This window comes from Pristimantibacillus sp. PTI5, assembly GCF_048572955.1.
GTDB lineage: Bacteria > Bacillota > Bacilli > Paenibacillales > Paenibacillaceae > Pristimantibacillus.
In genome coordinates this window covers 546,023-570,780 of the sequence record NZ_CP183886.1, presented here as the reverse complement: position 1 = coordinate 570,780, position 24,758 = coordinate 546,023, and the positions used below count along the sequence as shown (strand labels likewise).

General features: G+C 47.3%; 22 protein-coding genes and 1 pseudogene. 15 read left to right on the top strand and 8 right to left on the bottom strand.

Annotated features, from left to right (window positions below; translation table 11 throughout):
• The first annotated feature begins 18 nt into the window (after positions 1–18).
• The 5 genes from ACN6MW_RS02895 (at position 19) to ACN6MW_RS02875 (ending at position 6,994) form a co-directional block, all read left to right on the top strand.
• Positions 19–1,413 (top strand): ABC transporter substrate-binding protein, encoded by a 1,395-nt coding sequence (locus tag ACN6MW_RS02895; RefSeq protein WP_419874141.1) that lies wholly within the window; start codon positions 19–21, stop codon positions 1,411–1,413.
• 263 nt (positions 1,414–1,676) lie between these two features.
• The gene (locus ACN6MW_RS02890; RefSeq protein WP_419874140.1) at positions 1,677–3,287 is read left to right on the top strand and encodes an ABC transporter substrate-binding protein; all 1,611 of its coding nucleotides are present in this window, start codon (positions 1,677–1,679) and stop codon (positions 3,285–3,287) included.
• Between the two features lie 77 nt (positions 3,288–3,364).
• Positions 3,365–4,276, top strand: a complete 912-nt coding sequence (locus ACN6MW_RS02885; protein WP_419874139.1) for an ABC transporter permease — start codon at positions 3,365–3,367, stop codon at positions 4,274–4,276.
• A 24-nt stretch (positions 4,277–4,300) separates the two neighbouring features.
• A complete protein-coding gene (locus ACN6MW_RS02880) occupies positions 4,301–5,194 on the top strand; it encodes a carbohydrate ABC transporter permease (RefSeq protein WP_364153555.1) in 894 nt (297 codons plus the stop codon).
• A 261-nt stretch (positions 5,195–5,455) separates the two neighbouring features.
• Entirely contained in the window at positions 5,456–6,994 is a 1,539-nt protein-coding gene (locus tag ACN6MW_RS02875; RefSeq protein WP_419874138.1) for a GNAT family N-acetyltransferase, read from the top strand.
• Positions 6,995–7,001: 7 nt separating this feature from the next.
• On the opposite strand, the gene ACN6MW_RS02870 is transcribed toward ACN6MW_RS02875, so the two are convergent.
• Positions 7,002–7,811: an alpha/beta fold hydrolase gene (locus ACN6MW_RS02870; protein ID WP_419874137.1), complete on the bottom strand. Its 810-nt coding sequence runs from the start codon at positions 7,809–7,811 to the stop codon at positions 7,002–7,004.
• Entirely contained in the window at positions 7,795–8,346 is a 552-nt protein-coding gene (locus tag ACN6MW_RS02865) for a PadR family transcriptional regulator (RefSeq protein ID WP_419874136.1), read from the bottom strand. Before ACN6MW_RS02865 ends, ACN6MW_RS02870 begins: the two co-directional genes overlap by 17 nt.
• A gap of 148 nt (positions 8,347–8,494) precedes the next feature.
• On the opposite strand from ACN6MW_RS02865, the gene ACN6MW_RS02860 reads away from it, so the two are divergent.
• A complete protein-coding gene (locus tag ACN6MW_RS02860) occupies positions 8,495–8,923 on the top strand; it encodes a DUF1801 domain-containing protein (RefSeq protein ID WP_419874135.1) in 429 nt (142 codons plus the stop codon).
• 76 nt (positions 8,924–8,999) lie between these two features.
• On the opposite strand, the gene ACN6MW_RS02855 is transcribed toward ACN6MW_RS02860, so the two are convergent.
• On the bottom strand, positions 9,000–9,875 hold the full coding sequence (locus tag ACN6MW_RS02855; RefSeq protein WP_419876256.1) for a LysR substrate-binding domain-containing protein: 876 nt from the start codon (positions 9,873–9,875) through the stop codon (positions 9,000–9,002).
• A 114-nt stretch (positions 9,876–9,989) separates the two neighbouring features.
• Between ACN6MW_RS02855 and ACN6MW_RS02850 the strand changes: the two are divergent.
• The 4 genes and pseudogenes from ACN6MW_RS02850 to ACN6MW_RS02835 form a co-directional block, all read left to right on the top strand.
• Positions 9,990–10,289 (top strand): annotated as a pseudogene (locus ACN6MW_RS02850) (tautomerase family protein); the annotation flags it as partial.
• A gap of 123 nt (positions 10,290–10,412) precedes the next feature.
• Entirely contained in the window at positions 10,413–10,739 is a 327-nt protein-coding gene (locus ACN6MW_RS02845; RefSeq protein WP_419876255.1) for a carboxymuconolactone decarboxylase family protein, read from the top strand.
• Between the two features lie 154 nt (positions 10,740–10,893).
• Positions 10,894–12,732: a UbiD family decarboxylase gene (locus tag ACN6MW_RS02840; protein ID WP_419874134.1), complete on the top strand. Its 1,839-nt coding sequence runs from the start codon at positions 10,894–10,896 to the stop codon at positions 12,730–12,732.
• Positions 12,733–12,798: 66 nt separating this feature from the next.
• Entirely contained in the window at positions 12,799–13,707 is a 909-nt protein-coding gene (locus tag ACN6MW_RS02835) for a DMT family transporter (protein ID WP_419874133.1), read from the top strand.
• Positions 13,708–13,800: 93 nt separating this feature from the next.
• Here ACN6MW_RS02835 and ACN6MW_RS02830 read toward each other — a convergent pair whose 3' ends face one another.
• On the bottom strand, positions 13,801–14,634 hold the full coding sequence (locus tag ACN6MW_RS02830) for a helix-turn-helix domain-containing protein (protein WP_419874132.1): 834 nt from the start codon (positions 14,632–14,634) through the stop codon (positions 13,801–13,803).
• Between the two features lie 131 nt (positions 14,635–14,765).
• On the opposite strand from ACN6MW_RS02830, the gene ACN6MW_RS02825 reads away from it, so the two are divergent.
• The 5 genes from ACN6MW_RS02825 to ACN6MW_RS02805 all read left to right on the top strand — a co-directional run bounded on the left by ACN6MW_RS02825 (position 14,766) and on the right by ACN6MW_RS02805 (position 18,621).
• A complete protein-coding gene (locus tag ACN6MW_RS02825) occupies positions 14,766–15,857 on the top strand; it encodes an FG-GAP repeat domain-containing protein (RefSeq protein ID WP_419874131.1) in 1,092 nt (363 codons plus the stop codon).
• A gap of 1 nt (position 15,858) precedes the next feature.
• Positions 15,859–16,917 carry a Gfo/Idh/MocA family protein gene (locus tag ACN6MW_RS02820; protein WP_419874130.1) on the top strand — a complete coding sequence of 353 codons (1,059 nt, stop codon included), beginning with the start codon at positions 15,859–15,861 and terminating at the stop codon, positions 16,915–16,917.
• 110 nt (positions 16,918–17,027) lie between these two features.
• Complete coding sequence (locus tag ACN6MW_RS02815) at positions 17,028–17,585, top strand: eCIS core domain-containing protein (RefSeq protein WP_419874129.1); 558 nt, start codon at positions 17,028–17,030, stop codon at positions 17,583–17,585.
• Positions 17,586–18,170 (top strand): YdcF family protein, encoded by a 585-nt coding sequence (locus ACN6MW_RS02810; protein WP_419874128.1) that lies wholly within the window; start codon positions 17,586–17,588, stop codon positions 18,168–18,170.
• Positions 18,171–18,279: 109 nt separating this feature from the next.
• Complete coding sequence (locus ACN6MW_RS02805; protein WP_419874127.1) at positions 18,280–18,621, top strand: DUF2642 domain-containing protein; 342 nt, start codon at positions 18,280–18,282, stop codon at positions 18,619–18,621.
• A gap of 93 nt (positions 18,622–18,714) precedes the next feature.
• Here ACN6MW_RS02805 and ACN6MW_RS02800 read toward each other — a convergent pair whose 3' ends face one another.
• From ACN6MW_RS02800 to ACN6MW_RS02785, 4 genes are all read right to left on the bottom strand, one after another.
• Positions 18,715–20,274 (bottom strand): ABC transporter substrate-binding protein, encoded by a 1,560-nt coding sequence (locus tag ACN6MW_RS02800; protein WP_419874126.1) that lies wholly within the window; start codon positions 20,272–20,274, stop codon positions 18,715–18,717.
• Positions 20,275–20,324: 50 nt separating this feature from the next.
• Positions 20,325–21,215, bottom strand: a complete 891-nt coding sequence (locus ACN6MW_RS02795) for a carbohydrate ABC transporter permease (RefSeq protein WP_419874125.1) — start codon at positions 21,213–21,215, stop codon at positions 20,325–20,327.
• 17 nt (positions 21,216–21,232) lie between these two features.
• On the bottom strand, positions 21,233–22,210 hold the full coding sequence (locus ACN6MW_RS02790; protein ID WP_419874124.1) for an ABC transporter permease: 978 nt from the start codon (positions 22,208–22,210) through the stop codon (positions 21,233–21,235).
• Between the two features lie 208 nt (positions 22,211–22,418).
• Complete coding sequence (locus ACN6MW_RS02785) at positions 22,419–24,755, bottom strand: helix-turn-helix domain-containing protein (RefSeq protein WP_419874123.1); 2,337 nt, start codon at positions 24,753–24,755, stop codon at positions 22,419–22,421.
• Between the last annotated feature and the right edge of the window lie 3 nt (positions 24,756–24,758).

Here is a 24,758-nt window from a genome sequence, read left to right as displayed (position 1 = left end):
AGAGAAGGGAGCTGACTCGTGAGAAGAGACAAACATGGAGTCACGGCGTTATTGATTTTATGCGCCATGCTGCTTGCGGCGGGCTGCCGTGGGTCAAGCGGGGCTGCCAATCGTGAAGCCGCAGGCGATGCCGCTGCAATGAACAATAAGGAAAAAGTCGTCTTGACCTATGCTTCCTGGGGCTCTCCGAACGAGAAGCAGGCCAAGGTGAGAATGATTGAGAAATTTATGGAGAAATATCCATGGATTACGGTCGAATACGTGTATGAGCCGGGCGATTATATAACCAAGCTTACGACGATGTATGCGAGCAACAAAGCGCCTGACGTCTTTATGCTGTACAAGCATACCGCGCTGCAATGGGCGGAGCAGGGGAAGCTCTATAACTTGAAGGGGTTTCTAGACACCGATACGCAAATCAATGAAGCTTCGCTCATTCCTAATGCCCTCATGTACTGGGAGCAAGGAAAGGTAGCAGGCGTCAAGGTTGCCGAGGAGTCGTTCGCCCTCTATTATAATGCCGATCTCTTTAACGAAGCGGGTGTAGCACTGCCGCCTGCAAAAGCGGAGAATGCGTGGACGTGGGCGCAATTCCTGGAAGCGGCAAAAAAATTGACGATCGACGGCAGCGGAAATAATGCTTTGAGCCCGGATTTCGATCCCAATCACATTGTCCAGTTCGGCGTACGCTTCAACACCTGGATGTGGCACTTAATGGTGCCTTCCAATAATACGAGCGTGATCGCGCCAGACGGAAGTAAAATGAATCTGGACGATCCAGCTGTCATCGACGCAGTCCAAAAGCTTGCTGATCTTATCTACGTTCATCATGTCGCGCCATCGCCGATTCAGGAGAAAAATCTGCCGCAGCCGGCACTTGCCGTGCAAAGCAGAAAGGTAGCGATGAATCTCGATGGCCAATGGGTTCAGCTTGATCTTGGCGCAGCCGGCGTCAACTACGGCGTAGGCGTATTGCCTAAGCTGAAGACGAGTACGACCATTCAGTTTGGGGAACCGCTTGTCATGGCCTCGACAACAAAGCACCCGAGGGAAGCCTGGCTGTTCTATAAGTGGCAGCTCGATTCCGAGAATTCCATCGATTTGCATGCCAGCGGCTTGTGGATGCCGCTGCTTAAGGATTATTACACGAAGCCCGAGCTGATTGCGCGCTGGGCGGATGTAAATCCCGGACATCCGAGCGGTTATCAGGATGCGGTCATGCGGCAGACGTTTGAGAATGGCGTCAATTCATATGACTACTATTTAAAAAACAATGAAAATATATCTGCGATTTTGCAGCCGGCGTTTGATCAAGTTTGGTTAGGCAAAAAAAGCGTCAAAGAAGCTTTTGAAAGCGTGTCGGACAAAATAGCCGAAGCCTTTCAGGGCACATATTCCAGCAGCAATCACTAAGCAGGAAAGCCGCGGCGCAGCCACGGCTTTTTTTGCTGCGCGCCAAAGCGTGGATGATCAACTTGGGCGGGCGAGTACCTAATCATCGTCTCCGAAATCCAATGATTTTCCGTATTGTTGGCTTTGTAAACGCTTGCTAACATTAAGGCAGTCAAGAGCTGCAGCCGAGACGCTCGGTCCATAACGTGCAATGGGATGAACCGATCTATTTTTTTAATCAACATGTAAGCGATATCAAAGAAGAAAAAGGGAGGCCAAGCAGGATGAAAAAAACGTTTAGGCTTGTTCTGACAGCTTGTTTATGCACCATATTGATCGCGGGGTGCAGCAATAACGGCGGTAATCAGGAGTCCCCGAACACCGATGCGGATAAAGGCGGTGCGAAGGTGAAATTAACCGCAATCATCTCGAAGCATCCCTTGACGAAGCCGCTGGCCGAGATGGAATGGCTGCAAAAGGCAGAGGATGCCGCAGGCGTGGATATTGAATGGCAGGAAATTACGGCAGACTGGGCCCAGAAGAAAGGCACGATGCTGGCAAGCGGCGATACGCCGGATTTGTTTGTCGGACCTAATGTCATTACGGACGCCGATTTCGCACAGTTCCAAGGTCTGTTCCAGGATCTAACCGAGCTGTTGCCGGAAGCGCCGAATGTACAGCAAATGTTTGATGATAAGCCGGAGACGAAAATTATTGCGACGCAGCCCGATGGTAAAATCTATGGATTGCCCAAATACCAAAGATTTTGGCCGGCGTCCGCAACTAGACAATATATAAACCAAACCTGGCTGGACAATTTAGGACTAAGCATGCCGACCACCTGGGACGAATTGTATGACGTGTTAGTCGCGTTCAAGGAGAAAGATGCAAACGGCAACGGCAATCCGAACGATGAGATTCCGATGGACTGGCCGGGCGGTATTGGCGGCTTCTTCAACCCTGCAGTTCTTCTTGGCGGCCTAGGCATTACGTTAACGGACGGAAGCGGACAAGGCTACTTCGTCGAAGACGGAAAAGTGAAAAACTTCTTAACGGATGAACGTTACCAAAAAATGGTTGTTTTCCTTAATAAGCTGTATAAAGCCGGATTGATTAACCCGGAAGTATTTACCCATGATTATACGAAATTCCAGTCTGTGGCACGCGGTGAAGGCGATACGGCGAAGGTAGGCTTTACTTGGGGCTGGGTTGCTTCAGACCGCTTCGGCGAGCAGCTTGCTCCGCAATATACATCGATGTCTCCGCTTAAAGAATCGGCCGGTTTTTCAGGCAAATTATCATGGAGCTATGATTTCTCGACATTGAATTATGGCGTGAATCAAATCGTGATGTCAGCAAAAACAAAAAATAAAGAAGCAGCCATGAGATTTATCAATGAATTGTATAAACAAGAAGTGAGCATGCAGGTTTTATTCGGTTCGTTAGGAACGAATATCAAGGATAATGGTGACGGTTCATACAGCGTACTGCCGCCTGCGGATTCGAAAATGGATCCAGGGACATGGAAATGGACCTCTACATGGGCAGATAATGGGCCAATGTATCTCCCAGACTCGTTAAATTTAACGCTGGGCAAAGATATGCAGGAGGTTCTCGTTCAGTCGGAGCCCTTGAAGGATGCTTTAGCAGTCGATGCGGAGAAGGATGTTTTCCCAGGTATGTTCATTAAGTATACGACGGCAGATAATAACACGATGAGTCTCAGCAATACGAATGTGATGAACCTCGCCAATACCAATTTTGCCAAATGGGTAACTAAGGGCGGAATTGAAGCGCAGTGGGATGAGTATGTGAAGCAAAGCAAAAAAGCAGGCTTGGACCAAAACATCGAGATTATGCAAAAATACTATGATGATTACATGAGCAAGAAATAATAAAAAAGCGATGCAGGGAGCTATGCCGCTCTGAAATAGGGTATAGCTTCTTTTTCAAAAAGAAGGGGGAATTTCTTATGGGCTCTTGGTCGATCTTCAGCACCTTCAAACGAGATATTCAATTGTGGTTGATGATATTTCCGGCAATAGCCGTTATTTTCGTATTCAACTATATTCCCATGTACGGCATTCAATTGGCATTTAGGGATTTTGATTTCAGCAAAGGGCTTACCGGTGGAGAATGGCGGGGTTTATTTTATTTCAAGCAATTTATCGAGAGCTTTTTGTTCGTTGATCTCCTGACCAATACGTTCTTAATCAGCTTTACTGCGATCATCATCGGATTTCCCGCACCGATCATTTTAGCGTTAGTACTCAATCAAATTCGCAGGAAAAAAATGAAGCAGCTGATGCAGACGACGGTTTATTTGCCTCACTTTATATCGATAATCGTACTGGTGGGTATGCTGAATGTCCTGTTATCGCCGGAAACGGGCATAGTCGGATATTTTATGAAGTCCATCGGTTTTGGGGATATCAATTTGCTCGCGTCTACCTCTACCTTTATACCGGTGAATATCATATCGGACATTTGGCAGCACTGCGGATGGAACAGCATCATCTATCTTGCGGCGCTTTCGACGGTCGATCCGCAGCTGTACGATTCGGCCAAAATGGACGGGGCCAGCAGATGGCAGACGATTCGCTATATCGATTTTCCTGCTCTGATTCCGACAATCGTCATTCTGTTTATTCTTAGCATGGGAAATATTTTGAGCACGGGCTTCGAGAAAATCTTTTTGATGCAAAATTCATTAAACCTGCCGGTTTCGGAGGTTATTGCTACGTATGTGTACAAGATCGGTATCGTATCCAATCAGTTCAGCTACGCCTCGGCCATCGGTTTGTTCAATACCTTGATTAATTTTATTTTCTTGTTTGCGATGAACGCCATTTCTAAAAAAGCTTCCAATACGAGCTTATTCTAACCAGTTGTCGAAGGAGGAGTGATTATGGACCGTACCCGTGTAAACGGCAGTGAAATTGTCTTTCGAATCGTATTATTTCTGATGTGCGCGCTGATCTTTTTGGCCATTGTATATCCGCTTTATTTTATCATCATCGCCTCAATCAGCGACTCGACGCTTGTCTCGACCGGAAAGGTGCTGTTTATTCCCAAAAATATCAGCTTTTTCGGTTACAATCAAATCTTTCAGGATGAGCGCATATGGAACGGATACCGTAATACGGTTTTTTATACGTTCGCGGGCACGCTGGTTAATTTGTTAATCACTTTGCCGGCTGCCTATGTCTTATCCAGACGTGAATTCCGGGCAAGAAAGGTTATTATGCTGTTATTTGTGATCACCATGTTCTTTAATGGAGGTTTGATTCCAACTTACTTGCTGATGAAGGACCTGCACTTAACGAATACGGCTTTAATGTTTATCCTGCCGTTTTGCGTGAACGTGTTTTACCTGATTATCGCAAGAACGTTTTTCGAGTCATCGCTGCCATCTGAGTTATATGAAGCGGCGGCAATCGACGGCTGCTCCCATTTCGGATTTTTTATCAAAATCGCGCTCCCGTTGTCAAAAGCCTTGATCTCGGTTGTCGGCCTGTATTATTTGGTCGGCCATTGGAATGATTTCTTTACGGGCTTGATTTATATCCGGGACAATAAGCTGCAGCCGCTGCAGATCATTCTGAGAGATATTTTGTTATCGAACCAAGTGTTTCAAAATGGGGCAGGCTCCGGAGGGAATGCAGGGGGGTACGCGCAAAAGTATGCGGATCAAATCAAATACGGCGTCATCATCGTATCTACGCTGCCCATTTTGGTGCTCTATCCGTTCCTGCAAAAATATTTTGAAAAAGGCGTAATGATTGGCTCCGTTAAAGGCTGAACCATTGGATATCATAAATGCAGGGGATAAGGAGGTTCCACACACCCTTATTCCTGCGTTTTTTGCGTTAACCGTATGTTGGAGAGGACATGAATAGCGGTTCATCTTTCAAGTTAGAATATAAGCAGGTGAATATACGGCATGATGAGGAAATCCAACCTTTTCCGTTAAAGATTTACAATCCGATGACCATCCATTAATACCCGTATGAAAGTCGCCTCGTATAATGAACTCAAACTACCGCTTGAATGGGGAGAGTATATGACATCGGATCAAATTTCACAATTTGAAAAGAAGATAATAATCCGCAGCATCGGGGCAGCGGATTTTCCGAAAATTATTGCGCTGCAGCATATTTGTTTTCCGAATATGATTCCTTGGAAGATGGAGCAATTGGAAAGCCATATCCGCATTTTTCCCGAGGGGCAAATTTGCGTAGAGCTCGATGGCGAGATTATCGGCTCATGTTCGAGCCTGATCGTTAATTTCGATGATTATTTAGAGCAGCATACCTATTCGGAAATTACGGATAAAGGCTATATTCGCAACCATAACCCGCATGGCGGAAGCTTATACGGCATGGAAGTTATGGTCCATCCTGATTATCGACGCATGAAAATCGGCAGACGGCTTTATGAAGCCCGCAAGCGTTTGGCTGAACAACTAAACCTGCGAGGCATTATCGTCGGTGGACGCATCCCGGGTTATCACAAATACAGCGAAAAAATGTCGCCTAGAGAATATGCGGAAGAAGTTCTGCAGCAAAACATATACGACCCGGTGCTCACTTTTCAAATGATGAACGGTTTTACGCTAAAACGAATTATTACGAATTATTTGCCCGACGACGAAGATTCGAAAAACTACGCCGCGCTGCTGGAATGGAACAATATTGACTATAAGCCGAGCAATAGCAAAACGCATTATAAGCTGTCCTTTCCCGTTCGAATTTGCGTCATTCAATATATGATGAAAAAAATCGATTCCTTTGAGGAATTTGCGACCCAGTGCGAGCATTACGTAGATGTCTCGGCGGATTATAAATCGGACTTTGCCGTTTTCCCGGAAAATTTTACGATGCAGCTGCTTTCTTTCTTGGAGGAACGCTCGCCGAGCCTTGCCATACGGAAACTGACCACGTTTACCGTGCAGTATGTCGAGTTATTCTCCGAATTAGCGGTTAAGTACAACGTAAACATTATTGGAGGCTCCCATTTCGTCGAAGAAAATAACCGGATCTATAACGTCGGCCATCTATTTCGGCGCGATGGAACCATCGAGCAGCAGTATAAGCTCCATATATCGCCGAATGAGCGAAAGTGGTGGGGGATAAACGGCGGCATGAAGCTGGAAGTATTCGATACGGATTGCGGCAAAATATCGATCCAGCTGAGCAGCGATATCGAGTATCCGGAAATCTCGCGAATCGTGGCAGAGGAGGGCGCGCAAATTATTTTCGTCCCTTTTTGCGCAGAGGATCGCCAAGCCTTTCTCCGTATCAAATATTGTGCGCAGGCCCGGGCAATCGAGAATCAGGTGTTTACCGTCACCGCAGGAACGGTAGGCAATCTCACGCATGTGGACAACGTCGATATTCAATACGCGCAGTCAGGGGTATATACGCCTGCCGATTTTTCGTTCCCGCGAGATGGCATTGCCGGCGAATGCAGTGAAAATACAGAAACGGTCATTATGGCCGAATTGGACATGGAAATTTTGCAGCGCCATCGCAAATCGACGGATGTACTCACCTTCCGTGACCGCCGCACAGATATTTATTCCCTTCAGATCCGATCGTAACTACGGCTTAAATCTCCGATAAAAAAAGCTCCAGCACCGAATTGAATAAATGGGGGGCATCTGCATTTGCGCAATGCCCCGCCTCTTGCAAAATAACCAAATGAGCTTCTATTTCTCGCTTTTGCAGCTCAACGGCTGCTTCTTTAATGATGGGAAGATCATGTTCGCCCACGATGATCAACATGGGATAAGACATAGGCGTATCCTTGCGGATAAAGAATGTGTTCATGCCAGCCATGGCGGTAAAGGAGCTTCTGTTAAAATGCCGGGCTCCCCGCGCAAAACTTTCCTGGCCGGCAGCAGTGAAGCATGAAACGGAGGTCACATGATTTCTGAATCTTTTCATTGAGAATAGAAGATACAGCATCCATTTTAAGCCTTCTTTTTTTTGCTTCTTCAATACCTGCTCATTCGCCTTATGAATGGAATAACCTCCAACGATAATGACCGACTTTACCTGGTTCGGAAAATAATCAGCAAACGCCTGTGCGACAAGCGAGCCCATGGAAACGCCCAGCACATGGGAGGCAGCCACGTTGTTGTCGCTCAAAATTCGGCTTATCGCTTCAGGTATATCTTTTATGGTCATTTTAGAGGCTCCGGCACGATTATTCCGATTGCCGTGACCAGGCAGGTCGATCGCGATGATCTGATAGTTATTTTTAAAATAAGCAAGCTGCGTTTCGAAAATCGTGTGGTCCGCAAATGCGGGATGGAGCATCAATAGAGTATCCTTACCCTCATTTTCCAGCATGAAATAAGTCATTTGACCCTTTTCGCCCATTTGGCTTGCTTTTGTCTTAAGTAAGTTCTCCACCTAGCTCAGCCTCCAGTTCCATTGCGAATTTTTCAAACCAAGCCAGCATGCATTGGTGATAATAGAGCCCCAAATCTAACGTTTTAAGCTGGTAGGTAACGACAGTAACGACATCCTCAGGGATTTCTTTCTGTTTAGCTTCAACAGAGGCAGTGCTAAATTCCTGAACAGAGATTTCTAACTGCGCAACGACAGCTCTTATAATGGCAAGACGCTCAGCCGGGGGCATAAACCCTAAAAAGAACAACCGCGTGGTCACATCTTGCTCGAAGCGGCTTGGCGTAACGGAAGAAAGCATCCATTCCATAAAATGCTCCCGTCCGGAGCTGTTCAAGGAATAAAGCTTTTTTCTGCGGCCGTTCTCGATGACCTCTTGAAAGGTTACAAAGCCATCATTCTCCAATTTCTTTAACGCTGCTTGTATGCTTCCAAGACTTGCGCTAAAAAAAGGAGATATTTTTTGCTGCAGCACGTTTCTGATATCGTATTGCGTTAAATGGCGAAGCATAAGAAGCCCTAAAATAACAATTGCCATGGAAATCACTTCCTAATTGTAAGCATGATCAGATCATAACATACCTATTAGGTGTATGAAAGTGTTTTGTGAATAAGGACAACGGGAAAATGATGGTGTATACTCTTCACAAAAGAGGTAAAAAAAGCCTGCCGAAAGGGATAAGCCTATGGATAGTAAAAGTAATAAAGCTAAATCGGCAATGACCGGCGAGCAGCAAGTAGAAGTCTTCATGCAGAAGCTGGAGCATCCACAAAAACAGGAGATAGCAGCAGTCAGAACCATTATCCTAAGCGCAAATAAGCAATTGCAGGAGCATATCAAGTGGAATGCGCCGAGCTTCCACGTGGACAATGAGGATCGAATCACATTTAACCTGCGAGGCAAAGGATATATTATGCTCGTTTTTCACTGCGGCGCAAAAGTAAGAGAAAGAAATGGAGAAGGGCCTATCATTGACGATACGTCTGGTTTATTGGAATGGGCGTCTCTTGATCGGGCAACTTTGAAGTTTACGAATATGGCGGACGTAGAGGACAAAAGAGAAAGGCTGACGGAGATTATCCGGAAGTGGATCGCGGCAGCAAGTAACGAGTAGCACAAACAAATGATGATAGGAGCTTAAAGACCATAATTTGACGAATCGACGTCAAGTTATGGTTTTTTTATTGGACCTAAATTGTAGTTAACTGTTCTTTGATCAACTGCATAAACAGTTTTTGGGAAGAGGTTGCGTATTTTTTTCTTTTGGATTGCAGGATCCCAATCGAAATGAACGGATTCTTCATTAGGCTCGGAATAGCGACAACCCCGCTTGGCAAAGCCATGGAAGAAAGGACAACTCCGACGGAAGGAAACGATCTCACAAAAGAAGGAATGGATGAGATCTGGCTGACCGTATAATAAAAGGGCTTGGAATGGAATGAGGAAAGCTCCTTCTCCAGCCGAATATGATACAAGCAGCTTGCACCGCCAACGATAAGCGGAAACTGAAACAGATCGTCTAAACAAAGAGAGCTATTTTTAGCAAAAGGATGCTCTTCAGATACAACAAAGGAAATCTGTTCGTCATAAAGCGGCTCGAATTGCAAGTCTGTTAAATCGTTGGGTTCCCCGCTTACCGCCAAATCCAAGTCGTTATGAGTTAAAGCATGCGAAAGGGCTTCTGTATTTCCAACGATAAAATGGCAATTAATATTCGGTTTTTGCTTGCGAAAGCTTTGCAGGACAGCGGGTAAGACTGAGGATGTTAGAGGTTCAATGACACCGATCCGGAGAGTTCCTATTTCTTCTTTTTGCAAGGAGCCGGCTTTCTCTAGCACGTAATTCCAATGGCTAATAAGGTCATCCACTTCTTCTGCGTATATTTTTCCGGAAGCCGTTAGTTCTGCATCCCAGCCTCTTTTGAATAGCTTGATTCCCAATTCCTTCTCCAGCCGCTGGATCTGGTTTGTGACGGTAGACTGTGCGTAATTCAGCTTTTCTGCTGCCTTGGAGAAGGTCCCTTCTTGAATAATGGTGCGAAATGTCGTTAATTCCTTCAAGTCCATCATAGTCACTCCATTCGATAAAATGAAGATATTTATCATTTAATTCAATTATACAGATGAAGATTTGGGATGTAAAATTCAAGTAATCAATCGCAGATTGGAGTGGTGAATCAGATGCCGTTTATAAGAGTATCTTACCTGGAAGATGAATACAAAGATAATGAGCTGCAGCTCATCAGCCAATGTATAATGAGGGTTTTAATACGGAATTTCAATGTGCCGGAAAAAGATTATTTCCAAGTATTCCATGCCCATAAGCCGAGTGAATTTTTTTACAGCAAGGATTATTTAAATGTAAGGAGGACGGATCAGCTTCTGTTTATACAGATCTCTCTTGGATCAGGAAGAAGCATAGAGCAAAAACGCGGTTTCTATAAAGGGTTAGCTGAACAGCTATTCCTCCACTGCAGGATAAACGCAGAGAATGTATTTGTCGTTCTGCTTGAGACAGAGCTCGAAGACTGGACATTTGGAAAAGGACTTGCGCAGATGATTGATGATCATCTCGATGATCGAATAGAGGAAGAAAAAAGAGACATGAAGCCTAAACGAATCCTCTCGAACGCGCAGGAAACCTACGGAAAGCTTGCTCCCGCTTTTGCAGAGTATACGGATAACGTGCTGTTCGGCGATCTATGGAGAAGGGCAAATCTTTCTCTAAGGGAACGAAGTCTCATAACCGTATCCGCTTTGGTAGCCGGAGAACATACCAACCAGCTCCCGTTTCATTTGGAGCTCGCGAAGGAAAATGGCATTTCCGAGGAAGAACTAATCGAGGCCATGACGCATCTTGCCTTTTACGCAGGCTGGCCGAAAGCAGCTTCCGCCCTTCAAGCCGCAAATGATGTTTTTTATAAAAAATGAAGAGCATAAAATCATTCAACCACGTGTTTTTGCACGTGGTTTGCTGTTTTATTGGTCGCTTTCCCTTTTTATATTATAATAGCTTGTATCGTTTCTTTTTTTATCAGGGCAATGGAGCATGACTAAACATCCTTTTATAGATTGGAGCAACAAAATGATATATCGCAGTTTGGAAGAATGCATCATTGATTTGGAGAAAAACGGGCATTTGGTGCGTATTCGCGAAGAGGTTGATCCTCATCTAGAAATGGCCGCCATCCATATGAAGGTTTTTGAAGCGGGCGGTCCGGCGTTATTGTTCGAAAATGTAAAAGGATCAAAATTCCGTGCCGTTTCTAATCTTTTTGGAACGGTGGAACGCAGTAAATTCATGTTTCGGGAAACTTGGGAATCGGTTCAAGAGGTCATCGCCCTGCGCAATGATCCGATGAAAGCTTTAAAAAACCCGTTTAAACATGTTGGGGCAGGATTCGCGGCAAAAAACGCGCTGCCCTTAAAAAAATCAGACGGCATGCCGGCTGCCATGCGGGAAATCAACATCGCCGACCTGCCCCTCATCAAGCATTGGCAGGAGGATGGAGGAGCTTTCGTCACTCTCCCGCAGGTATATTCGGAAGATCCGGAAAAGCCGGGCATCATGAATTCCAATCTGGGCATGTACCGCGTCCAGCTTAACGGAAACGAATATGAACTGAATAAGGAAGTTGGCATTCACTATCAAATTCACCGCGGCATTGGCATTCATCAGGATAAAGCCAATAAACAAGGCGCTCCGCTAAAGGTGAGCATTTTCATTGGCGGTCCCCCAGCGCATACGCTGTCTGCCGTCATGCCTTTGCCGGAAGGCATGAGCGAGCTGACGTTTGCGGGTTTGCTCTCAGGGCGGCGCTTCCGTTACAGCTATATCGACGGTTTCTGCGTCAGCAACGATGCGGATTTTGTGATCACGGGAGAGATTCACCAAGGCGAGACGAAGCCGGAAGGGCCTTTCGGCGATCATTTGGGCTATTACAGCCTCACGCATCCGTTTCCCGTTATGCGGGTGCATAAAGTGTATGCCAAGCAGAACGCGATTTTTCCGTTTACCGTCGTTGGCAGGCCGCCGCAAGAAGATACCGCGTTTGGCGCTCTGATTCATGAGTTGACCGGATCGGCAATCAAACAAGAAATTCCAGGGGTAAAAGAGGTTCATGCCGTTGATGCCGCCGGCGTGCATCCGCTGTTGTTTGCTATTGGAAGCGAGCGCTATACGCCTTATCAGCAAATTAAGCAGCCGGCGGAAATTCTCACCATTGCCAATCGGATTTTAGGGACAGGACAGCTGAGCCTGGCGAAATATTTATTCATTGCGGCAGAGGATAAGAAGCCTTTGGATACGCATCATGTCGAGGAGTTCCTAGCCTTTGTCTTGGAGCGCATCGATCTGCGCAGGGATATTCATTTCCAGACCAATACGACCATCGATACCCTTGATTATTCGGGTACGGGTTTGAACACCGGAAGCAAGGTTATTTTTGCAGCGGTCGGCGACAAGAAAAGAGACCTTTGCCAAGAGGTTCCGGAGATTTTGAAAGAGATTCCAGGGTATGAGAAAGCTGCTTTGGTCATGCCGGGCATCGTGGCCATACAAGGGGCAGCCTTTACCGATTATTCGCAAGCGCAGGAAGAATTGAAGAGCTTTTGCATGTCCATTCAGGAGAAAGGTTCACTCCCTTCCTGCCCGCTCATCATTCTTTGCGATGACAGTGCCTTTATGAGCGCGGAATTGAACAATTTCCTCTGGGCCGCTTTCACGCGCAGCAACCCTTCGCATGATATTTACGGCATTAACAGCCAATATGAATTTAAGCATTGGGCTTGCGATAACGTTATTATTGATGCTCGGATTAAGCCGCATCAAGCGCCGCCGCTCATTCCGGATCCGGCAGTGGAAGAGAATATCAAACGCTTATTCGTTCATGGAGCGAGCTTAAGCGGGGTTCCAACAGCGTAAGCAAGCAAGATCAGCAAGCAAATCAACAAGCCATCGGCAATCGAGACAGCAAGGGGACACGCACACATGCCAAAACAAACGAAAATGCAAACGATGCTTCTGATCCTATTTTTAGTCATCGTATGGGGAGTGAATTGGCCCTTATCCAAAATAGCTCTTTCCTACATGCCGCCTGTCATATTCTCAGGTGCAAGAACGCTGCTTGGAGGCATCCTGCTGCTGGCGATCGCTATTCCGCGCTATAAAAAGCTGCAATTCAAAAAGACATGGAAGATTTATCTGATATCAGCAGCAGTGAATGTCATTTTGTATTACGGGCTTCAAACCATAGGCCTCAAATATTTGCCGGCAGGCCTATTCTCCGCCATTGTTTTTCTTCAACCGGTGCTAGTCGGCCTGTTCTCATGGATGTGGCTCGGGGAGACGATGAACGGGCTTAAAATTACGGGGCTCATTCTTGGTTTTACCGGTGTCGGTATAATTTGCAGCGGCGCAGGGGGGCTATCCGGCCATATTTCCGCAGCGGGAATTTTGCTTGCGCTCGGTTCGGCGCTTAGCTGGGCGTTAGGAACGATTTACGTGAAAAAAACGGGGCCAAGAGTGGATCCCATTTGGCTCGTAACACTCCAGTTGCTGATTGGCGGTTTATTTATGACGCTGCTGGGTTCCAGCTTCGAGAGCTGGTCCGAGGTCATCTGGGCGCCGATCTTCATTTTTAGTTTAATTTTCATTTCGATATTCGTTATAGCCGTAGGCTGGTTGGTTTTTTATAAATTGATGGACTCGGGCGAAGCGAGCAAGGTAGCTTCTTTTACGTTCCTCATCCCCTTGGTCGCCATTTTGACGGGTACCCTTTTTCTAAACGAGCCATTTACGTTTTCTCTGCTCATCGGTCTTGTTTTCATTCTTCTCAGCATTTATTTTGTAAACCGGCAGCCTTCCCGCGAACGGCATAGAGCTCAGGACCGGGCATAAGGAGCGATAGTGAAAGCGCAGGCACCAATGCATCACAACAAACAAGCTCTCGGGATCCATGGAACCCGAGAGCTTGTTTTCTATTTCCACCCCTTATTCAGGGGATTTTCTGCGATACTCCCCAGGAGATATGCGGTGCTCACGTTTGAAGACATTATGAAAAGACGTCGTACTGGCATAGCCGACCCGCTCGGCAATTTGTTCCACGGTATCATCCGTTGTCTCGAGCAAATGCATGGCCACATCCAGCCGGATGCGGATGACATATTGAATGGGGCTGAGTCCGGTTTCTTCCTTGAAAAAATGGCTGAGGTAAGACGGACTCGCCCAAGAGGCCCTTGCAATATGTGCTAATGTGAGGGGCTTGTTATAATTTTCGGCGATGAATTTTTGAGCTAACGCAGCAGAACCCGTACGGTGAGTCCGCTGCTTTTTCTCCGCTTCGGGCAGGTAATGCAAATGGCGGCATAGATAAGAAAGGAGTACCGCAAGCTGCTGGTCGGCTATAAACGCGGACTCCGGAGCGCTGCTGTTCGCTTCCCGATGGATGTCGCGAATGATCCGTGCGGCCTCCGTTGTAAAGGTAGGAAGCATAACGACTGCGGGCTTTGTCCTCTCGAGAATAAAATTCTCGGGAAGCCCGGCCAGCTGAAGCCCCGAAAAACCCATGCAAAAAAATTCGATAGGCTTGCCGGGCAAGCTCCATTCCTCATGCCATATTCCTTGCTGGAAGAGAACAAACGCATTTCTTTCGGCCTCGTAGTCTTTCCCGTCGATGTTATATTTTGCGCGGCCATCCGAAATAAATAAAAGCTCGGTTATTTCCGAATGGTGATGCAAGGGAAAATGCATGCCGGACTCGGCCGTGTATGCAAAACGGAAAATGTACTTGAGCTTGGGCAGCCCGTTAATAAGTGTACGATGCATCTCAAGTCTCCTTTCAATATAAAGCAAGAACGAAGAGACGAATAGCAAGAAATAGCATAAAAATCCTGATAACCATAGGATATAGTAGGCTTATGATTTTCACAATATTCAAATAAAGGAGACATAAGCCGATGCTTAAATTCCACAAGAGAAAGCTCTCTGACGAACGTTACGAGTCCTGCTCCGTATTTGATGTTAACGGAGACGGGATCCTGGACATCGTTAGCGGGGCTTTCTGGTATGAGGGACCCGATTTTATCAAAAAACATCGGATTTGCGACATCGCGGAAATTTACGGTTACCATGATGACTTTTGCGATTACCCGATGGACGTTGACGGCGACGGGAATATGGATATCGTAACCGCTTCTTTTTGGAGCCTTGCGGTTCGTTGGCGCAAAAATCCCGGAAGAACCGATACCTTATGGGAAACCCTAGATGCGGGCCCGACCGGGCATGTTGAAACGCTACGTTTTTATGATATCGACGGCTGCGGGATACCGGAAATATTCCCGAATGCAGTGGATGAGCCGCAAGCGTTTTTTAAGCTGCTGCGCGATGATTCGGGAAAAGGAACTGGTTTTTTTCGGAAAGTGGTGATTGGCACGGAGCCTGCCGGACATGGAATGGGGTTTGCCGATATCACCGGGAACGGGAGAATGGATATCGTGCTCCGGGGCGGTTGGCTCGAGCAGCCGGATGATCCTTACGCGGGACCGTGGGTTTTTCATCCGGAATTTGAACTGGGATCAGCAAGCATACCGATCCTTGGTCACGATATAAACGGCGACGGGCGATGTGATCTCATCTACGGCGCGGCCCATGATTATGGACTTTTTTGGTTGGAGCAGCGATTGTCTGATGAGGGGCAGCGCACATGGATGAAGCATGAAATCGATACCAGCGGTTCGCAGTTTCATGATATGCAGCTCGTTGATTTGGATGGCGACGGCCAATTGGAGCTCGTAACGGGAAAACGGTACAGGGCGCACAATGACGGTGATCCCGGTGCTTTTGACCCGATCGGGGTGTATTACTTTACGATCAGGGACGGTTGCTTCCGCAAGCACAGGATTGACTTTGGTGAAGCATCGGAGGGGGCATCGGGCGTCGGGATCTATTTTTGGGTAACGGATTTAAGCGGTAACGGCTATCCGGATATTATCGCGCCGGGCAAAGATGGTTTATTCCTTTTTGAAAACTTAGGGCCGGGGAGGGATTAGCATGGAAAAATTGAAAATTGCTTTTGTCGGAACAGGCGGGATGGGACAGATGGCACATCTCTCCAACTATGCGGCGCTTGACGATTTATGCGAAGTGACCGCGATAGTGGAGCCCCGTCCTCAGCTGGCCGCTGCGGTAGCTGCCCGCTATGGAATTGAACGCGTCTATTCCGATCACCTGTCTCTGCTGGAGAAAGGCGGATTCGACGCGATTGTAGCTCCGCAGCAATACCGGAAGCATAGCATTCTTGTCCCTGACATTCTGCGTGCAGGCATACCTGTGCTTACGGAGAAGCCGCTGTGCTTGACGGTAGAAGCGGGCGAAGAGCTTGTTCGGATAGGTGAAGAGCATCAGGTGCTGCATATGGTCGGCTATCACAAGCGGTCGGACCCTGCCATGGAATATGCCAAAGCCCGCGCTCAGGAGTGGAAGAACTCCGGTGAATTCGGCAAGCTTCGGTATATTCGGATTTCGATGCCGCCAGGCGACTGGGTAGCGGGCGCGGATAAACCGCTGATGACCGAAGAGCCATACCCGGTCGGCGAATGGGAGGCGGATTCTTCATTATATACGGAACAGCAGAACCGGGCTTATGATAGCTTCGTCAATTATTATATTCATCAGGTCAATGCCATCCGTTTCTTTCTAGGGGAGCCTTACCGCTTGACCTTCGGTGATCGCTCCGGCGTTCTGCTGACCGGTGAAAGCGCAAGCGGCATATGCGTCGCTCTTGAAATGGCAGCCTATCACACGAGCATAGAGTGGCATGAGTTTATTCTAATCGCTTTTGATAAAGGCTATTTAAAGATTGAGCTTCCGGCTCCGTTAGCAAGGCAGCAAGCCGGAAAAGTGACGATAATGACCGATAACGGGCAAAGTCCGCCCGCTTATACGATACCCGTCCTGCCTAACCAGTCGGCAATGCGAAAGCAGTCGATCAACTTTTTGGCAGCGGTCCAAGGAACGGCTCAACCGCCCTGCACCGCAAAAGAGGCGCTTGAAGACTTGCGAACAGCACGGGATTATATTCAGCTGATGTCCGCCTATACCTCTCATTAACGGTGCAGGTGATTCAACTTCTCGTGATATCATCATTTCGCTATCTAGCATGCTGCCGGATATGATACTATGAAGCTAATATTTCTATTATTCGAGAGCAGGTGCAGGAAATGGCATCACAAAAGATAGATAAAACGACCTCTGGCAATACGGGAGCTGCGAAGTCTGCCCCTAGCAGCGCAACGGCTTCCCTGTCTGCCGAAGCCTCGCATACCAAACAAGCAGCGGGCATGCAGCCGGGGGCCTTACTGCAGCTGCAGAGCAAAATTGGCAATCGCGGCGTCACTCAGCTGCTCCGGTCTCAAGCGGGAGCCGGTTCTTCTCATGCAGTCCAAAGAAAAACGAATCGGACGGGAATGCCGGATCAATTGAAATCGGGGGTTGAGAACCTCTCGGGGCTTGCGATGGACGATGTTAAAGTCCATTACAACTCCGCCAAGCCGTCCGAAGTCAATGCGCTTGCTTATGCGCAAGGTTCGGATATCCATCTTGGCCCCGGGCAAGAGAAGCATCTGCCGCATGAGGCATGGCATATTGCCCAGCAGAAGCAAGGCCGCGTGAAGCCGACGGTTCAGATGAAGGGCGCTTCCATTAATGATGACGCAGGATTAGAGCATGAAGCGGACGTTATGGGAGCCAAGGCCATGTCCGAGCATAGAGATAAATAAATGCCTGGAAAATGGAGACGCTGGGGTTGGAGCGTTATTCTATTAATCGTGCTTTTTGTGTTGTACACGGCGTATTCCATAGCGGCTTTTGCCAAAGTGAATGAGCTTTTCCGAACAGATGCGGCCATTGTTCTCGGAGCGGCAGTGATAAAGAATGAGCCGTCACCGGTTTTGACGGAGAGAATGAACCATGCCATATGGCTGTACGACAACGGATACGTAAAAAAAATCATCGTGACAGGCGGAATGGGAGACGGAGACTCCTTATCCGAGGCAGAGGTTTCGAAGCGCTTTGCCATGCGGCATGGGGTAAGGGAAGAAGATATTTTTCTCGAGGGAAAATCAAAAATTACGGAACAAAATCTACAAAATGCTTATGCCATAGCCAGGGAAAAACAAATTTCAACGTTTACCATTGTAAGCGATCCGCTCCATATGAAGCGTGCCCTCCGGATGGCTGAAGATTTGGGCATGGATGCGTATTCCTCGCCAACCCAAACATCGGCATACAGAAGCTGGCGCACAAAGCTGCCTTTTCTTTTAAGAGAAGTATTTTTCTATATCGGATATCAAGTCCAAGCATAACCTCAAGCCGGTAACGCCTTCGTGAATGGCATCACGAGAGTCCATATGTATAGATAGATGCTTCCGAGCATACATATTACGGATTCTAAAGCGATAAGGGGTGATGCACTTGAATTCGAATAACGAGGCCAGCAAGGCGCAAAATTACCAGAATCCGATTGTGCAGCCGGGATGCGTGGATCAAGCGAAAGCCGTGCATTCTCCAATATATGCGATAGCGGGCATTCCCCAGCCATCGGAATATGTCACGCATTTGGATCCTGTTTTTATCCAGCATATAAGCAGGCACCAAGGGCAGAGGCTTTGCTTGATGACGACAGTGGGGAGAATCGAGGGAATACTTGCAGGCGTAGCTGTCGACCATATTCAAATCAACCTGGAGGACCGGTCTTTGCATATTCGTATCGCGCAAATCGTGTATTTTGAAGGTGCGCTTGCGTCTTACTTGTAAAATCAGAATTGTAATCAGGGATGAAATAGACGGGGAAGAAGCGCTGCGGGGAGTATGGACTCCTGCAGCGCTTCTTTTTCTAATCCATATCTATTATTTTACAAGGCCCTTATCCTGCTTGAATTTTTCCCACTGTGTTTCGGTTTCCTGTTGAATCTTTTCTTGGCCGGAAGCAATCAGTTTTTCCTTGTATTTCGGAAGCTCTTTGGCAGGATCCACCGAACCGGATTCGAGCGCGACTTGATACTCGTTGTTAACTGCAGTTATGTTAGCAATCTCGGCTTTAATGGACTCTTCGTTTACGCCGAAGCCGCTCGTAGCAGGGACAATAGCGCTGTCATTAAGCGCGATCGTTCTCTCCCATGTATCTGCAGCCTGGCCTGGTTTAAGAAAGGCGTTGAACTGATTTCCGAATACCCAGTCGCCGTTTGGCGCATAACCCGAATCCTTGATCGGTTCGATATTTTTGTCATCTACCTTGTTGTAATGCTTCCCTTCGATACCGTTGCAAATCAGGTTATAAAGGTAACTGTCCGTATTGAGCAGGTTGATCAGCATCAATGTGCGCTCCGGATTTTTCGAGCCTTTATTGATGACATGCATAGCTCCGGCAATTCCCGTAAAGTAGCTGTCGGAGATTGGTACGTATACAACCTCATTGCCTCCGTTGACTGCCATTTCACCAACTTCTCCGCCTGGCTTGGATGTGAATTCTAGCGAAACGGCTACATTTCCTTTACTCTTCAAATCATTGATGTTCTGGATAATCGGAGCATCCTCGTTAATATAGCCGGCTTGGTACCAACGGCGCATATCATCGTAATAGGCTTTTTTCTCATCGAGTATTTGCAGGCCGCTAATATATTTGAGTGAAGCATCGTCCTTCGCATAGCTTAGCACCAGCCCTTCGCCTACCTTCTCACGATCGGTATACAAGCCCCATGAATTTTGGGCAAGGCCGAGCGGGATAATGTCCGGTTCGCTCTCTTTAAGCGTTTTCAAGAATGGTTCGATATCTTTATACGATTGAATGGTGCTGACGTCGAGATTGTATTTATCGATAAAACGCTTCTGAATGGCTAAGCTTTTTGTTTTGGCGGCAACCTGATAGATCGGGAAGCCGTATACCTTTCCGTCGACAGCTAGCATATCCGGCCAGAATTTATCCGGAATATTAGCACGGGCCTCCGGCGCATATTTGCTGATCATATCGTCCGTAATTTCAAGATAAGCGCCTCTGTCGATATAAGGCTGATAGTTGCCGAGCCAGCCCTTCGAGCTCCACGCCAAGTCAAAATCTTCGCCTGCCGCAAGCATGGCATTCAGCTTAGGCTCGTATTCGTCGAAAGTAAGCGGCTTGAGATCAACCGTTGCATTGATTTTCTCTTTGAGGTATTTGTTGATTTCGTCGTTGACAAGCTGTTGGTCGGGACCTGGATTAGCGGACACGGGATAGATAAAGGTGAGCTTAACCTCTGGAAGAGCTGGTTCTTCGGAGGCCGCAGCTTCCGGGGTTTTCTCGGCCGCATTGCTGGGCTTATCGGATTTTGCTGGAGCTTGGTTATTTCCGTTGTTTGAGCACGCAGCGATCATCGCGAAGCAGAGAATAAGCGCAAAGCATTTGACCAACAAGGCTGCTTTTGTTTTTTTCACGTTTGAACCCTCCAGTTAAATGTTTTTATATATGGCACAATAGTCATTCCTTATCCTTTCAAGGAACCTACTGTAATACCCTTTACGAAATATTTCTGAAAGAAAGGAAATATAATGAGCATTGGTCCGCCGGCAAGAATGGCCATCGCCATCCGGACGGATAAGGTCGGAAAGTTCGCATAGGCCAGCTTATCGGCTGCCTGAGCAAGCGGAGAATTTGCCAAAAACTCAATTTGCGACAGAATGCGAACGAGCAGCAATTGAAGCGGGATATATTTGTCATTGTCGATGAACAGCAGGGCATAGAACCATTCATTCCAATAGCCAAAAGAGATGAACAGGCCGAGCGTTGCAAGGGCAGGGGTCGACAGCGGCAAAATAATCCGGAAAAAAATTCGGAATTCCTTTGCCCCGTCAACCTTTGCCGATTCAATGATTTCTTTGCCGATTTTGTCCAGGAAACCCTTCATAATCATAATATTGAAGGGGCTAAGCAGCGTCGGAATAATTAATGCGAGCAGGGAGTTTTTCAGATGCAGGTACTGCGTCATCATGATATAGAACGGAATGAGTCCGCCGTTAAACAGCATGGTGAAGAAAATATAAAAGGTAATGGGCCTGTTGTAGCGGAAGTCCGTCCGGGAAATCGGGTAAGCGGTCATGGCCGTCAGCAGCAGCGATAACACCGTGCCGACAATCGTGATGAGAATGGTGACTAGATACCCTTTGATCAAGGGATCCGGCTTTTGAAATACGATTCGATAAGCCTCCATGCTCCATTCCTGGGGCAGGAACTGATAGCCGTTTTGCACGAGGCTGTTCTCAGAGGTCAACGAAATAATGATGACTAGCACGAACGGAAGGGCGATCATCAGGCACAGGATCGCAAGAAAGCCGTTGATCAGTCCGTTCATAAGGTTAAAGCTTTTGGGATTTGGCATCAATCATTCCTCCATTTTTAAAACAGCGCATTATCCTTATCCGTTCTGCGTACAAGATAATTGGCGGATACGACCGTAATTAATCCGACCACGGATTGCAGGAAGCCGACAGCCGCTGCAGAATTTATGTCGCCTAGCTTAGTCAGGGCGCGATAAACGTAGGTGTCGATGATATCCGTCGTTGGGAAGTTCGGCCCTACATTGTTGGGCACAAAATAATGCAAGCCGAAGTCGCCGCGGAAAATATTGCCCAGTCCTAAGATGAAAAGGATAATGACGAGCGGTTTAAGCAGCGGCAGCGTAATGCGCCACATCATCTGGATGCGGGAAGCGCCGTCGAGTCTTGCCGCCTCGTAATAATCCGTGCTGATGCCCGTAATCCCCGCATAGTAGACGAGGGTGGAAAAACCGATTCCCTTCCACAGCGCCACGAGCGGCAGAATGAATATCCAAGGCGCGGTTTCCAAATACCATCTATGGGGCTCGAAGCCGAGCCAGCCGATTATCGTATTGAGGTAGCCGCCTTTATGGTCGAGAAAGGCGTTCGTAATGTAGCCGACAAGCACAAACGAAATAAAGTAAGGCAAAAACATCGTGGTTTGATAAATCTTGATGAGTTTTCCGCTCAGCTCATTAAGTAGAAGAGCTAGCAGCAGGGCGGCGACGGTTCCGAGAACAATGTAAGAAATATTGTAGAGCAGGGTATTGCGGATAATGCGGATGGCATCCTGCGCTTTGAACAGAAATTCAAAGTTATCGAAGCCGATCCATTTGCTGCCGAAGATGCCTTGGTCATACCTGAAATACTTGAAGGCGAGTATCAGGCCGATCATAGGGATGTAGGCGATGACAAACTTGAAAAGTATGCCCGGCATGGCGATCAGCAGAAGCTCCCGGTTTTTTTTCAAATGCTTCCATTCGTTGCTCAGCCATCCCAGCATGGCCTGCCGGCTATGGGCCTTTAAGCCTCGAGCTTCGGGTTCTGTTTTGGCCACTTGCGATCTCCTCCATCTGAAGCGTTCTTGTTCTGATGCCATCATGCCATGCAGATCCGGCGGCGGGTAGAATAGGTTTTGCGAATTACTGTATTTTGCGGGTGTAAAATATTCGATTTTGTGAATATTCGTAGATACAGCGGCAAAGTTAAAAGCCCTTCGCCCACTGGAAGCAGTGAACGAAGGGCCTTTATTGGAATGATACGCCTTAAGAGATCGATTTTTTCATGCGGTATTCTTTCGGCGTACTGCCGACCTTGCCTTTGAACAAACGGAAAAAATAGCTTTGGTTCGCATATCCGCATTTATCCATGATTTCTGTAATCGTGTAGTTGTTCTGCTCCAGAAGCGCCTGGGCATGACTCAAGCGCACCTCGTTGATATATTCGGTAATCGACATTTTGTAATTTTCTTTGAAGAGTTTGCCGATATAAGCGGAGGACAGCTTGACGCTCATGGCGATGGATTGCTGGCTTAGATTAATATCGGCAAACTTCTGTTCAATCAGTTCTTTGACCGTCTCCAGCATCATTTCGTTCCGTTCCATATTGGCAGGGCGCTGGCCCTCGCAGATTTTGGCGCAAAGCGATAGGAGGGAGAGATACATTTCCTCCAGCGTCTCCTTCTCTTGGGCAATCTGATGAATATAGTCGAGATCGACGGAAAAGGTGACGATCCGGTTATCATGGATTTCGCTTGCCGCATTCTTAATCACCCAGGCAAGATTGGACACCGCTCTAATCATGTCGTCATACTGCATGCCGGCGATGAGGGAAAAGGCCTTCTCCAGTTCGTTGCCGGCATTGGTCAGCTGTCCCTTCTTGAGCGCTTCGGTAAGCTTCTTGTCGATAACGTCAGGAAGCGAAACCTGCTTGTTCATCAGATTTCCCTTGATATCCTCTGATGTCAGGATCGCCTTGCGTCCCTTCACGATCATATACTGGCTAAGCCGCAGCGCCTGCGTGTAAGCCGACGATAAGTAGGAAAACTGGGAGATAATATCGCTGATGCCGCAGGAAAGCGAGATGTTGTAATAGCGTTCGATCGTTTCCTGAATCTCACGAAGCAGCTGTTTGACTTGTTGGAAAAGCATAGCCGGTTCGCTAACGCTTCGTGACAAAATAAGTACGACATGATCGCCTCTGATTTCAACGGCTTCACATGGGAAATGCTTGCCCATTATTTCTTGGGCAATGTTAACGATGGCAAAGTTATAGAGCTTCTTGGAAGCTCCGGTCATGCTGTTATCGTAGTCCGCGAAGTTGTCGATCTTCATCACGCAGACAAGAAGCTGGTCCTTGACGGAGATGTTGAGCTCATGTTTCTCGATAAGATGCCGCATGTCATGATCCGAGAAGAGTTGGCTGTCCGATAAAAACCTGCGAATATAATATTTGCTTACGATTTGCTCGGAGCTTATCTCATTAAGCTTATCGGACAGCTTCATATAATTATCGCTCATTAGGCGAAGCTCATCTTTAGAGCTGGAACCGTCTTGTCTCTCGTCAGGAAGATGGGGACGAATGCGCTTCAGCATCATTTCTATCGGATTATACAGCTTATAAGACAGCCCTACCGACAATCCGATTGCAAAGAGCAGGAACACTCCCGACAGCATCAGCGACTGATTGCGTGTCTTCGTCACTTCGCCCATCAGCTTATCGTACGACTGGATGTAGAGGATGGTCCAAGCGCCGAGACCGTCATCCATATAGGTAAGCATTTCTTTTTCTCCGGCAAGCGTACCGATGAAGAAGCCGGCCGAATGGTTTTCTTCGATTTTGTGAGTCTGAACCAGCTCTTTGACGCGGACTTGGTCTTGCTCATTTGTGAGGGATGCGTTCGGATCGGAGGAGAAAAGCATTCCGTCCTGCGTTTGGATATAAATCTCGCCCTGGTCGCGGTCGCTCGCCACATTCATTTTCTTAAGGCTCTCGAAAACCCAATCGGATTTGATGAACAAAATAATGGCGGATTGATTGTTTGTGAACGGTTTCAGGGAGTCGGTTACAATAAACGCAAAGGTGTCGATTCCGCCGTCATTCTGCTCAAGACTCATCGGTATGAGACGGTTTGTCGGCTGCGGCTGTTCAGACTCCAGCAGGATGCTTCTAATCCGTTGATCGGTTGCCCCGTCGTCAAGCAGGAGGCTGCTGCTTGTGCCGTAAAGCTTGGATTGCGATTTGTTATAAACGACCATGGAGTGGAGAAAGGATGAGCTCTCCATAATGTTGGACATCTGGCGGTGCCCGCGGATTAAATCCATTTTTGGCAGGTCATCATTGAACATAAGCGGGATTAGGAAATGATCGCGGTAAACAAAGCTCGACAGCCTTGTAATGATATCGTTCATATAGGAAAGATTGTACTGAATTTGCGAGAGCACCTTTAGATTGGATTCTTCTTGGATGCTTTTAACCGATTTTTCAAGAATGTACGTGTTGGATACCGATGAGGCAACAAGCACAACCACCATGGCTGCCATGATGGAGAACATGACTCGCTGCAAATATTTTTTGGATTTGTAAAATCCGAATACCTTCATCCG